Source organism: Devosia sp. P2_G7, from assembly GCF_056403495.1.
This window is the reverse complement of the sequence record NZ_JBFUFI010000008.1, coordinates 169,977-182,202: the sequence shown is the minus strand read 5'-3', so window position 1 is coordinate 182,202 and position 12,226 is coordinate 169,977. Positions and strand designations below refer to the sequence as shown.

The 12,226-nt window shown below is 64.3% G+C and carries 13 protein-coding genes; 9 read left to right on the top strand and 4 right to left on the bottom strand.

Translation table 11 applies throughout. The features are described from left to right. The first annotated feature begins 21 nt into the window (after nt 1-21). Genes deoA through upp form a run of 3 tightly spaced genes read left to right on the top strand, consistent with a single transcriptional unit; the run spans nt 22 to nt 3,161 of the window. Complete coding sequence (deoA, locus tag AC1DWU_RS14895; RefSeq protein WP_477150820.1) at nt 22-1,335, top strand: thymidine phosphorylase; 1,314 nt, start codon at nt 22-24, stop codon at nt 1,333-1,335. A gap of 3 nt (nt 1,336-1,338) precedes the next feature. Next, nucleotides 1,339-2,517 carry a phosphopentomutase gene (locus AC1DWU_RS14890; RefSeq protein ID WP_477150777.1) on the top strand — a complete coding sequence of 393 codons (1,179 nt, stop codon included), beginning with the start codon at nt 1,339-1,341 and terminating at the stop codon, nt 2,515-2,517. A 14-nt stretch (nt 2,518-2,531) separates the two neighbouring features. Beyond that, nucleotides 2,532-3,161 (top strand): uracil phosphoribosyltransferase, encoded by a 630-nt coding sequence (upp, locus tag AC1DWU_RS14885; protein ID WP_477150776.1) that lies wholly within the window; start codon nt 2,532-2,534, stop codon nt 3,159-3,161. A 169-nt stretch (nt 3,162-3,330) separates the two neighbouring features. Here the strand turns inward: upp and AC1DWU_RS14880 are convergent, their stop codons facing one another. The 4 genes from AC1DWU_RS14880 to AC1DWU_RS14865 all read right to left on the bottom strand — a co-directional run bounded on the left by AC1DWU_RS14880 (nt 3,331) and on the right by AC1DWU_RS14865 (nt 5,740). Next, nucleotides 3,331-3,954: an HAD family hydrolase gene (locus AC1DWU_RS14880; RefSeq protein ID WP_477150775.1), complete on the bottom strand. Its 624-nt coding sequence runs from the start codon at nt 3,952-3,954 to the stop codon at nt 3,331-3,333. A 59-nt stretch (nt 3,955-4,013) separates the two neighbouring features. Further along, on the bottom strand, nt 4,014-4,592 hold the full coding sequence (locus AC1DWU_RS14875) for a TadE/TadG family type IV pilus assembly protein (RefSeq protein ID WP_477150774.1): 579 nt from the start codon (nt 4,590-4,592) through the stop codon (nt 4,014-4,016). Further along, nucleotides 4,574-5,185 carry a TadE/TadG family type IV pilus assembly protein gene (locus AC1DWU_RS14870; RefSeq protein ID WP_477150773.1) on the bottom strand — a complete coding sequence of 204 codons (612 nt, stop codon included), beginning with the start codon at nt 5,183-5,185 and terminating at the stop codon, nt 4,574-4,576. The genes AC1DWU_RS14875 and AC1DWU_RS14870 overlap by 19 nt, the downstream gene beginning before the upstream one ends. Nucleotides 5,186-5,293: 108 nt before the next feature. Beyond that, entirely contained in the window at nt 5,294-5,740 is a 447-nt protein-coding gene (locus AC1DWU_RS14865; protein WP_477150772.1) for a pilus assembly protein N-terminal domain-containing protein, read from the bottom strand. 359 nt (nt 5,741-6,099) lie between these two features. Here AC1DWU_RS14865 and AC1DWU_RS14860 point away from each other — a divergent pair, with 359 nt between their 5' ends. The 6 genes from AC1DWU_RS14860 to AC1DWU_RS14835 all read left to right on the top strand — a co-directional run bounded on the left by AC1DWU_RS14860 (nt 6,100) and on the right by AC1DWU_RS14835 (nt 12,224). Next, nucleotides 6,100-6,279 (top strand): Flp family type IVb pilin, encoded by a 180-nt coding sequence (locus AC1DWU_RS14860; RefSeq protein WP_477150771.1) that lies wholly within the window; start codon nt 6,100-6,102, stop codon nt 6,277-6,279. A gap of 129 nt (nt 6,280-6,408) precedes the next feature. Next, nucleotides 6,409-6,921: an A24 family peptidase gene (locus tag AC1DWU_RS14855; RefSeq protein ID WP_477150819.1), complete on the top strand. Its 513-nt coding sequence runs from the start codon at nt 6,409-6,411 to the stop codon at nt 6,919-6,921. A gap of 129 nt (nt 6,922-7,050) precedes the next feature. Next, a complete protein-coding gene (gene cpaB, locus AC1DWU_RS14850; protein WP_477150770.1) occupies nt 7,051-7,920 on the top strand; it encodes a Flp pilus assembly protein CpaB in 870 nt (289 codons plus the stop codon). Nucleotides 7,921-7,937: 17 nt separating this feature from the next. After that, a complete protein-coding gene (locus AC1DWU_RS14845) occupies nt 7,938-9,431 on the top strand; it encodes a type II and III secretion system protein family protein (protein ID WP_477150769.1) in 1,494 nt (497 codons plus the stop codon). 15 nt (nt 9,432-9,446) lie between these two features. Then, on the top strand, nt 9,447-10,721 hold the full coding sequence (locus AC1DWU_RS14840) for a CpaE/TadZ family protein (RefSeq protein WP_477150768.1): 1,275 nt from the start codon (nt 9,447-9,449) through the stop codon (nt 10,719-10,721). A gap of 12 nt (nt 10,722-10,733) precedes the next feature. Beyond that, nucleotides 10,734-12,224 (top strand): CpaF family protein, encoded by a 1,491-nt coding sequence (locus AC1DWU_RS14835; RefSeq protein ID WP_477150767.1) that lies wholly within the window; start codon nt 10,734-10,736, stop codon nt 12,222-12,224. The last annotated feature ends 2 nt before the right edge of the window (nt 12,225-12,226 follow it).

Genomic DNA, 12,226 nt, shown 5'->3' with positions numbered 1-12,226 from the left:
CGCAAGAAAGCGGCCATGACCGTGCTCCCGCAAGAAACCATTATCCGCAAGCGTGATGGTCTCGCCCTCACTGCCGGCGAGATCTCCAGCTTCATCGCCGGCCTCACCGATGGCTCCGTCTCGCACGCCCAGGCCGCCGCCTTCGCCATGGCCGTGTTCTTCCGCGACATGGCCACGTCGGAGCGCGTTGCGCTCACCGAAGCGATGCGGGACTCCGGCACCGTGCTCGATTGGTCCGATCTCGATGGCCCGGCCGTCGATAAGCACTCGACCGGCGGGGTAGGGGACAATACCTCGCTGATGCTGGCGCCGATCCTCGCCGCCTGTGGTGTCTACGTGCCGATGATCTCCGGTCGCGGCCTCGGCCACACCGGCGGCACGCTCGACAAATTCGACTCCATCCCAGGCTACTCCACCAGCCCTGACAGCGCCCTGTTCAGGAAGGTCGTGCAAGAGGCCGGCTGCGCCATCATCGGCCAGACCCCCGACCTCGCCCCGGCGGACAAGGTCCTCTACGCCATCCGCGACGTCACCGGCACCGTCGAATCCATCCCGCTGATCACCGCCTCGATCCTGTCGAAGAAGCTCGCGGCCGGCCTCAGCGCCCTGATCCTCGACGTCAAGACCGGCTCCGGCGCCTTCATGTCGACGCTGGAGAAATCCCGCGCCCTTGCCGAAAGCCTGGTCTCGGTTGCCAACGGCGCCGGCCTTCGCACTGCGGCGCTGATCACCGACATGAACGAGCCGCTCGCCTCCGCCGCCGGCAACGCGCTGGAAATCCGCAACGCCGTCGACTTCCTTACCGGCAGGCACCAGGACGCTCGACTACGTGAGGTCACGCTCGATCTCTGCGCCGCCGCCCTGCAGCTCAGCGGCTACGACGGCGATGCCGCGGCAGCGGTTGAGCAGGCGCTCACCAGCGGCAAGGCAACCGAGCACTTCTCGCGCATGGTCGCGGGGCTTGGCGGCCCCGCGGACTTCGTCGAGAACATGGACGCACACCTGTCCCCGGCACCCATTGTGCGTGATATCCTCGCTCCCGTCGCCGGCACCATCACCGCCATCGACACGCGCGGCGTCGGCATGGGCGTCGTCGCCCTCGGCGGTGGCCGCCGGCTCCCCTCGGACAGCATCGATTTTGCCGTAGGATTCGACCAAGTCCTTGGTCTGGGTGCGAAAGTCGACGTTCATACTGTGTTGTGCCGCGTTCATGCACGCACCGAAGATATGGCAGCAGATGCGACCCAACGCTTCCTCGCCGCCTACACCATCAGTGACGGGCCGGCCCCAAATCACCCGCTGATCGCCGACTACGTCCCGCCTACGGAGGCCTGATCCATGCCCCGCGCCATCCTCTGCATCCTCGACAGTTTCGGCATCGGCGGCGCCCCCGACGCAGCCGATTACGGCGACGTCGGCTCCAACACGCTCGGCCACATCGCCGCCAACTATCAGATATCGCTGCCGAATCTGGACGCCCTCGGCCTCGGAGCCGCGGCAAAGCTCTCCACCGGCGAGATCCCGCGTGGCCTCACCGACCAGCCCAAGGGCGGCCGCTGGGGTGTTGGCCGCGAGGTCAGCAGAGGTAAGGACACCCCGTCAGGCCACTGGGAGATCGCCGGCGTGCCGGTGCCGTTCGAGTGGGGCTATTTCCCCCAGACCGAGCCCACCTTCCCGCCCGAGCTGATCGCCCAACTGATTGAAAAGTCTGGCATTCCCGGCATCCTTGGCAACAAGCACGCCTCCGGCACCACCATCATCGCCGAACTCGGCGAGGAGTCGATCCGCACCGGCAAGCCGATCTGCTACACCTCGATCGACAGCGTCTTCCAGATCGCGGCGCACGAGACCCACTTCGGCCTCGAGCGCCTCTACGAGCTCTGCAAGACCGCCTTCGAACTCACCGAGCCGCTGCGCATCGGCCGCGTCATCGCCCGCCCGTTCGTTGGCGAAAACGCCAATGATTTCAAGCGCACCGGCAACCGCCGCGACTTCGCCATCGCCCCACCCGAGCCGACTCTGCTCGATCGCGCCAAGGACGCCGGCCGGCAAGTCTACGCCCTCGGCAAGATCTCGGACATCTACGCGGGCCACGGCGTCACCCATAAGATCAAGGCCACCGGCAACATGGCCCTGTTCGATCGCACCCTCGAAGCCATGCAGATGGCCGCTGACGGCGCCTTCATCATGGTCAACTTCGTCGATTTCGACCAGGATTTCGGCCATCGCCGCGACGTCCCGGGCTACGCGCAAGCTCTTGAAGCCTTTGACCAAAGGCTCCCCGAGCTGATCGCCGCCCTGCGCGCCGACGATCTCGTGGTGCTCACCGCCGACCACGGCAACGATCCCACCTGGCGCGGCAACGATCACACCCGCGAGCAGACCCCGATTCTGGTCTTTTCCCCAAGCCTCACGCCCGGAACCATTGGCATTCGGCCGACCTTCGCGGATATAGGGGAAAGCATCGCCCGCTGGCTCGGCCTCGCGCCCGGACCGCACGGCAAATCCTTCCTCTAGCTCACGAGGCCTCCATGCGTGGCGTAACGGTCGTCGATCACCCGCTGATCCAGCACAAGCTCACGATCATGCGCGACAAGGACACCTCAATCGCGGGATTCCGCAGGCTGTTGAGGGAGATAGCTCACCTCATGTGCTACGAGGTGACGCGCGATCTCGAACTCGAAATGGTCGAGATCGAGACGCCGATGACCAAGATGGATGCCCCCACCATCAAGGGCAAGAAGCTTGTTTTCGCTTCGATTTTGCGCGCCGGCAACGGCCTGCTCGATGGCATGCTGGACCTCGTCCCCGCCGCCCGCGTGGCCCATATCGGCATCTATCGCGACCACGAGACGCTGCAGCCGGTCGAGTACTACTTCAAGGCTCCGTCCGAGCTCGACAACCGCCTGATCATCGTCGTCGATCCGATGCTGGCCACTGCAAATTCGTCAATTGCTGCAGTCGATAAGCTGAAGGAACGCGGCGCCAACAACATTCGCTTCCTCTGCCTGCTCGCGGCACCCGAAGGCATCGAGAAGTTCTCGACCGCCCACCCCGACGTGCCGATCTTCACGGCCGCCATCGACAGCCATCTCAACGAGAAGGGCTACATCATCCCCGGCCTCGGCGACGCCGGCGACCGCATGTACGGCACGAAGTAGGTCCTCACGCGCTGGTCGCGCTCCGGACCGGGCGCGCCACGCGCGGCGTCCTCGCTTCGCTCGTCCGGACAGCACATTGCCTGGAAATCAATGCCTTAGACGCCCGGCAGTCTGGCAAAAGTCCAACGCTAGATCGTGGACTTCTGCCAGTCGTCGGCTAATACGAGCCTCAGCTCTTCTTCAGCGGCAGGCCGAGCCCGATCAGTTCTTTCCGCAGCGCCTTCGTGTCGCCGGTGAAGTGGATGGCGTTCATCCCGAACTTGCGGGCCGAGACCACATTGGGCTCGCTGTCGTCGATGAAGACGCACATCTCGGGCGCCATGCCGTAGCGTTCGCAGAACACGCGGTAGAGGCGGGGGTCGGGCTTCACCAGCCCTTCGAGGCCGGAGACCACGACGCCGTCGAACTTTTCGAGGAACGGCCATTCGCCGAGGCAGCTCACCCACTTCTCCCACGAGAAGTTGGTGATGGCGAAGGTGGGGATCTCCGCTGCGATCAGCTCGTCGTGGATGTCGATCGTGCCCTGGATGAACTCCCCGACAGTCTCTTTCCAGCGCAGGTCGAACGCCTGGATCTCGCGCCAGTAGCGCGGGTAGCGGGTGATCAACTCAGCGACGCCCTCAGCGAAGATGTCGCCGGCGTCGAACTCGAGGTTCCAGTCCTTGGTGCAGATATTGTCCCAGAACCACTGCGCCTCTTCCTCGGACGGAAAGAGCTTGCGGAACAGGTACATGGGGTTCCAGTCGACGAACACCCCGCCGAGGTCGAACACGGGGATCAGGGTATCTTGCATCGGCTGGCCTCGCTCTGGAACGCGCCCGGCCTATGCCACGCCCGCTGACCGGCGGCAAGCTACTCGCCGGCCTTGAACTCGATCTCACTGCTGAAGCGGGGCAGGAAGTACTCGACATGCCGAATGTCGATCGTGTCGGTGATCACGAGCCCCACGATCGGCTGGTGCGGATACTCGATCTCGGACACCACCAGCCAGCCACTCGCTTCGCGCGCCAGAATGTTGATTTTCGCAGTAGCGTCAAGCGGGTAGACGCTGTCCACCTCGCGTCCTTCCTCGGCGCCGCTGGCCGCGCTCCATGAGACCGTGGCAACACCGTCGGCGTCGATGCTCAGCAGCGACACCGTCTGCACGAGGCCGGTGGTCGAATAGGGCTGCATGATGCTCGCCGCGGCCTCGAAATAGTTGTCGAGCGTCGATTCCTTGATCTCGGCTTTCTCTCGAGACACCAGGTCCGCAACGGTGCTGGCAACCGTCGCAACCTTGTGGTCGACCGTATAGAGCGTCGCCGTCTCGATCGCTCCGAGGTAAAGGCCAAGCAGCAGCGGCAGGATCAGCGCGAACTCGACGGCGGCGATGCCCTCGACGTCCCGACGAAATCTCTCAATGAGGCCCAGGGTCACGTGCAGGTGCCGCATACGAACGGCTCATTGCGGAACACGCGTGACGCACCAAGCAGACGCGTACCGTCCGGCAGGGTCTGCCAGTTGAATCCAGGCAGGCGAACGACGGTGGGCCACTTGTAGTAGGCCCGCACCAGCACCACCGACCCGCCTTCGCCGGGGTCGTAGTCGTCGGCGAGGGTCCAGTCGCACTCGTCCTCGTCGCAGTCCTCGCCGGTCTTGAGCGGATAGCCGATCGTAACGTCCGAAAAGTCGTCGATCACGGTGACGTTGATGCGCAGCTTGCCGTCCGCCTCGGCGCAATCGAACATCTCGTACAGCCCATCGCAGATCGCTTCCCGGAACGCCTCCCTGTTATAGGCCGGCGTACTGTTTTGCGCCTGGCCGGTCCGGATCAGCCGCGAGGAGTCCTGCACGGCGCTATCGAGGATCTGCCCGGCAAGAAAGATCAGCGAGCTCTCGAGGATTGCGGCGACGATGGTGAAGAAGGGCAGGGCGAGGAATGCGAACTCGATCGCCGTCACGCCGCGCTCGTCGCGGCCGAACGCACGCCCCCGGCGGATCGCCGGCGACATGAGCTTTCTCAGCCATCTGGAGCGTTTGGACATTCGGCCACTGCATTCCGTTCGCGACCGGAACCTAGCGGTTCGTACCTAGTGATTGGTTAGTGTCTGGCTCGCATTTGCTTGCGATGCGGTGGCGTGGTTAACCGCCGGTTAGTTCGCCGCGGACTCGATCGCGTTGGCCGCGCCAATGGTCTCGCCGGTGAAGCTGGAGTCGTCGCCCAGCATGATGATCGGCTGGCACACCGGCTCGCAAGCGAGGCTGGTCCGCTTGTCGCCGAGGTACACGGTAACGAGGCCCGCCTGCTCCTGTACTACTTCGATCATCGTGTCGGCGATCGGGTTGCCCTGCGCGTCGAGCACGATGAGATTGGTCTGCCCGTAGCTCTTGCCGGTCAGTACCAGCGTCTGCGGGTCCTGTATCGCCGCATCCGCAATGGCCGGGTTGCCGATGATCACGGTCGCCGCAGGCGCATTGATCCTCAGGATGCGCGCCATGTTCACCTTGACGCTCACCGGCGCGCTCTCCGCCACAGCGGCCACCGGCGCAATCAGCGCCGAAGCGAGGGCAAGGGCGGCAAGGCTGGAACGAAACGACATGGCGGACCCTTGGGAAACGGTACTAGAACGCAAACAGAGTGTTGCGCGGAATGGTGAACAATTCGCAAATGCGGCGCCAAGCCCGCGTGAAGCGCGTCGGCGGCAATTATCGGCGCCTGGGCCAACGTCATTGCGCCATCATTACTGTGTGGATGATTGGAACAATTGCGTCGACTGCTTTAACGATCTGCTCAGTATGCTGGAAACCCTTGCAATCCGGGGCTCTTGGGGCCTCGCTATTAACTCAATTTCAAGACGTGGCGACTTAGCCTAAGGCCATGTTCGATGTGTGACGTGTCGAACGGTGCTGACGCATCACTTGATGCTGTCACTGAATGACGTGTGCAAGGAGCCAAAAAATGAACACTGTCGCTCGTTTCGTGAATGACGAGTCCGGCGCTACCGCGATCGAATACGGCCTGATTGCCGCGCTCATCGCCGTCGGTATCATCGTTGCTGCCACCGCCCTCGGCGGTAGCCTCTCCACTCTGTTCACCGGCATCTCCAGCAAGCTGGATACGGTCGAAATCCCGGAATAATAGCCTCCCGGGGGCTACGAATTCGGAGGGGACCCAACAGGGTCCCCTTTGCATTTCAGCTTTCTTAACCACGATGCGCCAAGACTGCGGTCAGGACCGAAGCCCGGCCCACCGCAACAGCCGGCCCTCATGCCCACATTCATCGCCTTCCCCGCAATGCTCGTGTTTCCGCTGCTGATGGCCTATGCGGCCTCCTCGGATCTGTTGACGATGCGGATCTCCAATCGCCTGGTGCTGCTGCTGGTAGGCGGGTTCTTCGTCCTGGCCCTGCTGGCCGGTTTCTCGCTGCAGACGATCGGCATGCACGTGGTGGCCGCCATCGCGGTATTGGCATTCTCGTTCGGCTTTTTCGCGCTGGGATGGATCGGCGGAGGCGACGCCAAGCTGATCGCGGCAACCACGCTGTGGTTCGGCTTCGGTTCCATGCTGCCCTACCTCGTCTATGCCTCGCTTCTCGGCGGCGCCCTGACGCTGCTGTTGCTCAGCGTGCGCCGCTGGCCCTTGCCGCCGCAATTGAAGCAGGTGGCCTGGATAGATCGGCTGCACGACAGCAAGACCGGGGTGCCCTACGGCATAGCGCTCGCTGCTGCCGGCCTTCTGGTCTTTCCGAGCAGCGCGATCTTTCTGCACCTTCTCGGCTGAAGTCTTTGAGATACGGGCCGTTAACCGTAATTGACAAGCATCGATTAACCAAACTTTGACCCTTTGGCCCGATAGTCGAGTGCAAGTGTAGCCGGGCTCTTTCGGGCCCAGTCGCGTGGAGTTTGGGCAATGGGAGTCTCGCGTATCATCCTGCTGGTGGTGGCCCTCTTGGCAGGAGGGCTGGCCGCCTTCCTCGCCACGCGCGGCACCGCCCCGCAGCAGGTTGTTGTGGAGGGGCCCACCCAGGTCATCGAGGAAAAGAAGGCCAAGGTCCTCGTCGCCAAGACACCGATCGGCGTCGGGCAGCGTCTCACCGCCGAAACCATCGAATGGCAGGCCTGGCCGGAATTCGCGGTTCGCCCCGAGTATATCAGCGAGGCCGTGCTGCCCGATGCGCCGACCAAGATGCTCGATGCGGTAGCGCGGTTCGAGTTCTTCCCCGGTGAGCCGATCATCGACAAGAAGCTGGTCCATTCCAACCAGGGCTACCTCTCGGCAGTGCTGACCAAGGGCATGCGAGGGGTCTCGGTCCCCGTCAGCGCCGATGCGGCCGCCGGCGGTTTCGTGCTTCCCAACGACCGCGTCGACGTCGTGATGAGCCGCGGCAGCATCAGCCAGACCATTCTTGCCAACGTGAAGGTCCTCGCCATCGGCACCCGCCTCGGCGAGGCCGGCACGACCGGCGAGAAGGCCGACCCCGAGAATCCGCGCGCCGATGTGTTCCAGGGCGGTACCATCGCGACGCTCGAACTCACTCCCGCGCAGGGCGAGCTGATCATCAATGCCGCCAAGATCGGTTCGCTGTCCGTGGTCCTGCGCTCGATCGCCGATTTTGCCCAGACGCAGGACGACACGACCGGCAACGAGACTAGCCGCGCCATCCGCATGATCCGCTTTGGCGTCGGCACGGATGTCATGCCGAGCAGTTCCAGCCCAGGCGTGGTCGCCGAGGCCTCCTTCGACGAGACGCAGGCCAACTCAGAAGAGCAGGCCCAATGATGCGTGAGGATTACGTGATGTCTCCGACTATCACTGCCCGCCCACCCCGCGGCCTCCTGGCCAACACGCTGCGCCTGATGGCGGCAGCGGCTGTTGTCGGCGCGGCCCTGGGTCTCGCTCCTCTCGGCTTCGGACAGGCCCACGCCGCCGACGCTACCCACCTGCGGATCAGCGCCAATTCCTTCGGCTCCACCCAGCCGGTCAGCATGAACCTGAACAAGTCGATGATCATCGACCTGCCGGTCGACGTGCAGGAAGTCATCGTCTCGCAGCCCAGCGTCGCCAACGCGCTCCTGCGTTCGAAGCGCCGGGCCGTGCTGCAGGCGGTTGGCTCGGGCGATACCAACATCTTCTTCCTCGATGCCGCAGGCCGGACCATCGTGGTCCTCGACGTGAGCACGACGGGCAGCAACAACAGCTCCGGCGGCTCCAACGTCGCCGCCGCGCTGCGCGCAACCTACACCAAGGTCATGCCCAACTCCGACATCCAGGTGGAGTCGGTGGCTCTCATCGACGGCGACGGCAACACCACCAACCGCATTGTTCTGTCCGGTAGCGCCGGCAGCGCCGACGATGCCGACAAGGCGCTGGCCATCGCGGCGCAATTCGCCGGCGCCCCGGAGAATGTCACCAGCGTCATCACCGTCGATGGCCCCCAGCAGGTCATGCTGAAGGTCACGGTTGCCGAAGTGAACCGCAGCCTTGCCAAGCAGTTCGGTATCGATCTGTCCGGCAGCTTTGCCGGCGGCGGGTTGACCACCAGCTTCGTCAGCGAGCAGCCGCTCGGCGGCGCGTCCAACCTGTTCAGCGACAACGGCATCGAACTTGGGCTCAAGGCGGGCGGCTTCAGCATCGACGCGCAGATCCGCGCGATGGAACAGCGCGGCGCGGCTCGCACCCTCGCCGAACCTCTGCTCACCGCCGTCTCCGGCCAGCAGGCCGATTTCACCGCGGGCGGCGAGTTCCCCATCCCGACCAGCGTCTCGGACGGCGAAGTGTCGGTGGGCTACAAGGATTTCGGCATCAGCCTCACCTTCACGCCGACCATCAAGTCCAACGGCAACATCGGCCTCGTGGTCGATACCTCGAGCAGCGAACTGAGCGCGGAGGGCAGCATCACGGTGGGCAACTCGTCGCTTCCCGGCATCAAGAAGCGCCAGGCCAAGACCACCGTCGAGATCGGCGCCGGCCAGACGCTGGCGATCGGCGGCCTGATCCAGGACCAGACCCGCACCCAGATCCATCGGTTGCCCGGCCTTGGGGACATCCCGATCCTCGGCGCCTTGTTCCGGTCGCGCGACTTCATCCGCTCGCAGAGCGAACTGGTGATCCTCGTCACCCCCTATCTCGCCAAGGGCAGCGACCATAAGCCGGTGTTGCCGACCGACCGGCTGGAGTTTGCCAACGACGCCGAGGCGATCTTCCTCGGACATATCGAAACGATGTACGGCGTCGGCCCCGCGGGCACCCGCGGCAGCTACGACGGGTCCGTCGGTTTCCTGCTGGATTGATGGAGTGCTGTAGTCATGAGTTTCCTCTCCCGCGATAACGCCAAGTCGGCCGATGAGCCCGCCCTCGAGGTGGCAACGGGCGCGCGGCTGATCCCGCGCATCACCATCCAGGCCTTCTGCGAACACTCCCAGACCGCCCAACTGGTCGAGTCGGCGGTGCATGATCGCCGCATGTCGAAGGTGGCGCTCACCACGCACAATGGCGGCCTCGAGGGCGCCATCGAGACCTACAAGTCGAACCCGACGCCGAACCTGATCATCGTCGAGACCTCGCTGCAGCCCGACGAGATTCCCGGTGCCCTCGAGCGTCTCGCCGAGGTGTGCGACGCCTCCACCCGGCTCATTGTCCTTGGCCACGTCAACGACGTGCTGCTCTACCGCGAGCTGATCCGTTCCGGCGTCTCGGAGTACATCGTGCTCCCTGCCTCGGCGCAGTCGATCGTCTCGGCGATCAGCGAGCTGTTTGCCGCCGAGGGCGCCGCGCCGATCGGCCGGACCATCGGTTTCATCTCGGCCAAGGGCGGCGCCGGCGGCTCCACCGTCTCGCACAACGTGGCCTGGGCCATCAGCCAGGCCCTGCGGCAGGACACCCTGATCCTCGACATGGACTTCGCCTTCGGCACCGCCGGGTTGAACTTCAACCAGGACCCGCCGCACGGCATCGCCGACGCCATCGGCAACAACCAGAAGATGGACCAGACGATGCTGGACCGGCTCGCCAGCAAGGCGGCCAACCACGTCAACCTGCTCACCGCCCCGGTGGTGCTCGACCGCGTGTTCGACTTCGACGAGCGCGAGTTCGAGCAGGTCGTCGAGCTGAGCCAGAAGTCGACGCCCATCGTGGTGCTCGACATTCCCCATATCTGGAGCGCCTGGGTTCGGCACACCATTGCCACCATCGACGAGGTGATCATCGTCGCCGAGCCCGATCTGGCCAACCTGCGCAACGCCAAGAACCTTTCCGACACCATCAAGGCGCTGCGCCCGGCTGAGAGCGAGCCGCTGCTGGTCATCAACAAGGTGGGCATGCCGCGGCGTCCGGAGATCGCGGCGAACGAGTTTGCGGCGTCGGTGGAATGTCGGTTGCTCGGCCAGCTCGCCTTCGACGCGGCAACCTTCGGCACGGCAGCCAACAACGGCCAGATGATCGCCGAAGTGTCAGCCAACAACCGCGCCAACGAGGTGTTCCGCTTCATCGGGATGCACGTCACCGGTCGCAACGCCCCCGAAAAAAGTGCCTCGAAGAAGCCGGGCATTAAGCTCCCGTCCTTTATGAAGAAGCGCGCCTGAGAGGCAGTCTAGATGTTCGGCAAGCGTACCAGTTTCGGTGGCAACACTCCCGGCGCCGCGCAGCCGCCGCGCCCGGCGATAGCTCCGCTTGTTCCGGCAGCGCAGAGACAGGAAGTCGCACGCCCGGCCGACACCGCCAAGCGTGGCGGCGGCGGTGACGATGGCGGCGTGCTCGATGTTCGTAGCCCCGAGGCCGTGGCGCGCGACAAGGAGTACTTCCAGACCAAGTCGGCGATCTTCAACGCACTGATCGACTCGATCGATCTCAGCCAGCTCGCCACCATGGAGCAGGAGTCGGCGCGCGAGGAAATTCGCGACATCGTCGCCGAAATCATCGCGCTCAAGTCGATCATCATGTCGATCTCCGAGCAGGAAGACCTGCTCGAAGACATCTGTAACGACGTGCTCGGCTACGGCCCGCTGGAGCCGCTGCTGGCCCGCGACGACATCGCCGACATCATGGTGAACGGGTCGCAGAAATGCTACATTGAGGTCAGCGGCAAGGTGAAGCTCACCAACGTGCGCTTCCGCGACGACGCCCACCTGATGAACGTCTGCCAGCGCATCGTGAGCCAGGTCGGCCGCCGCGTCGATGAAAGCTCGCCGATCTGCGACGCGCGCTTGCCCGACGGCTCGCGCGTCAACGTCATCGCCCCGCCGCTCGCCATCGACGGCGCCGCGCTCACCATTCGTAAGTTCAAGAAGGACAAGCTGACCCTCCAGCAGCTGGTCAAATACGGCTCGATCTCGCCCGAGGGCGCCGAAGTGCTGCGCATCCTCGGCCGCGTCCGCGCCAACATCCTGATCTCTGGCGGTACCGGTTCGGGCAAGACGACCCTGCTCAACTGCCTCACCGGCTTCATCGAGAAGGACGAGCGCGTCATCACCTGCGAGGACTCGGCCGAACTGCAGCTGCAGCAGCCGCACGTGGTGCGCCTCGAAACCCGCCCGCCCAACCTCGAGGGCGAGGGCGAGATCACCATGCGTGATCTGGTCAAGAACTGCCTGCGTATGCGCCCCGAGCGCATCATCGTGGGTGAAGTGCGCGGACCCGAGGCGTTCGACCTGCTGCAGGCGATGAACACCGGCCACGACGGCTCGATGGGCACGCTCCACTCCAACAGCCCGCGCGAAGCCCTGTCGCGTCTCGAATCGATGATCACCATGGGCGGCTATTCGCTGCCCAGCCGCACCATTCGCGAGATGATCGTCTCCTCGATCGACGTGGTCGTGCAGGCTGCCCGTCTTCGCGACGGCTCGCGCCGCATCACCCACATTTCCGAGGTGTTGGGCATGGAAGGCGACGTCATCGTCACCCAGGACGTGTTCCTCTACGACATCCTCGGCGAAGACTCGAACGGCAACTTGATGGGTCGCCATCGCTCGACCGGCATCACCAAGCCGCAGTTCACCGAACGCGCCCGCTACTTCAACGAGGAAGCCAACCTGGTCGAAGCGCTGGAGAAATCCAACGTCGAACAGCACGAGATCCTCGGTGCATAAGG

What these genes read in the sequence shown, in the direction of transcription:
- AC1DWU_RS14835 (WP_477150767.1), top strand. Translation starts at nt 10,734, where the DNA reads ATGTTCGGCAAGCGTACCAGTTTCGGTGGCAACACTCCCGGCGCCGCG.
- cpaB (WP_477150770.1), top strand. Translation starts at nt 7,051, where the DNA reads ATGGGAGTCTCGCGTATCATCCTGCTGGTGGTGGCCCTCTTGGCAGGA.
- AC1DWU_RS14890 (WP_477150777.1), top strand. Translation starts at nt 1,339, where the DNA reads ATGCCCCGCGCCATCCTCTGCATCCTCGACAGTTTCGGCATCGGCGGC.
- AC1DWU_RS14880 (WP_477150775.1), bottom strand. Translation starts at nt 3,954, where the DNA reads ATGCAAGATACCCTGATCCCCGTGTTCGACCTCGGCGGGGTGTTCGTC.
- AC1DWU_RS14860 (WP_477150771.1), top strand. Translation starts at nt 6,100, where the DNA reads ATGAACACTGTCGCTCGTTTCGTGAATGACGAGTCCGGCGCTACCGCG.
- upp (WP_477150776.1), top strand. Translation starts at nt 2,532, where the DNA reads ATGCGTGGCGTAACGGTCGTCGATCACCCGCTGATCCAGCACAAGCTC.
- AC1DWU_RS14870 (WP_477150773.1), bottom strand. Translation starts at nt 5,185, where the DNA reads ATGTCCAAACGCTCCAGATGGCTGAGAAAGCTCATGTCGCCGGCGATC.
- AC1DWU_RS14840 (WP_477150768.1), top strand. Translation starts at nt 9,447, where the DNA reads ATGAGTTTCCTCTCCCGCGATAACGCCAAGTCGGCCGATGAGCCCGCC.
- AC1DWU_RS14855 (WP_477150819.1), top strand. Translation starts at nt 6,409, where the DNA reads ATGCCCACATTCATCGCCTTCCCCGCAATGCTCGTGTTTCCGCTGCTG.
- AC1DWU_RS14875 (WP_477150774.1), bottom strand. Translation starts at nt 4,592, where the DNA reads ATGCGGCACCTGCACGTGACCCTGGGCCTCATTGAGAGATTTCGTCGG.
- AC1DWU_RS14845 (WP_477150769.1), top strand. Translation starts at nt 7,938, where the DNA reads ATGTCTCCGACTATCACTGCCCGCCCACCCCGCGGCCTCCTGGCCAAC.
- AC1DWU_RS14865 (WP_477150772.1), bottom strand. Translation starts at nt 5,740, where the DNA reads ATGTCGTTTCGTTCCAGCCTTGCCGCCCTTGCCCTCGCTTCGGCGCTG.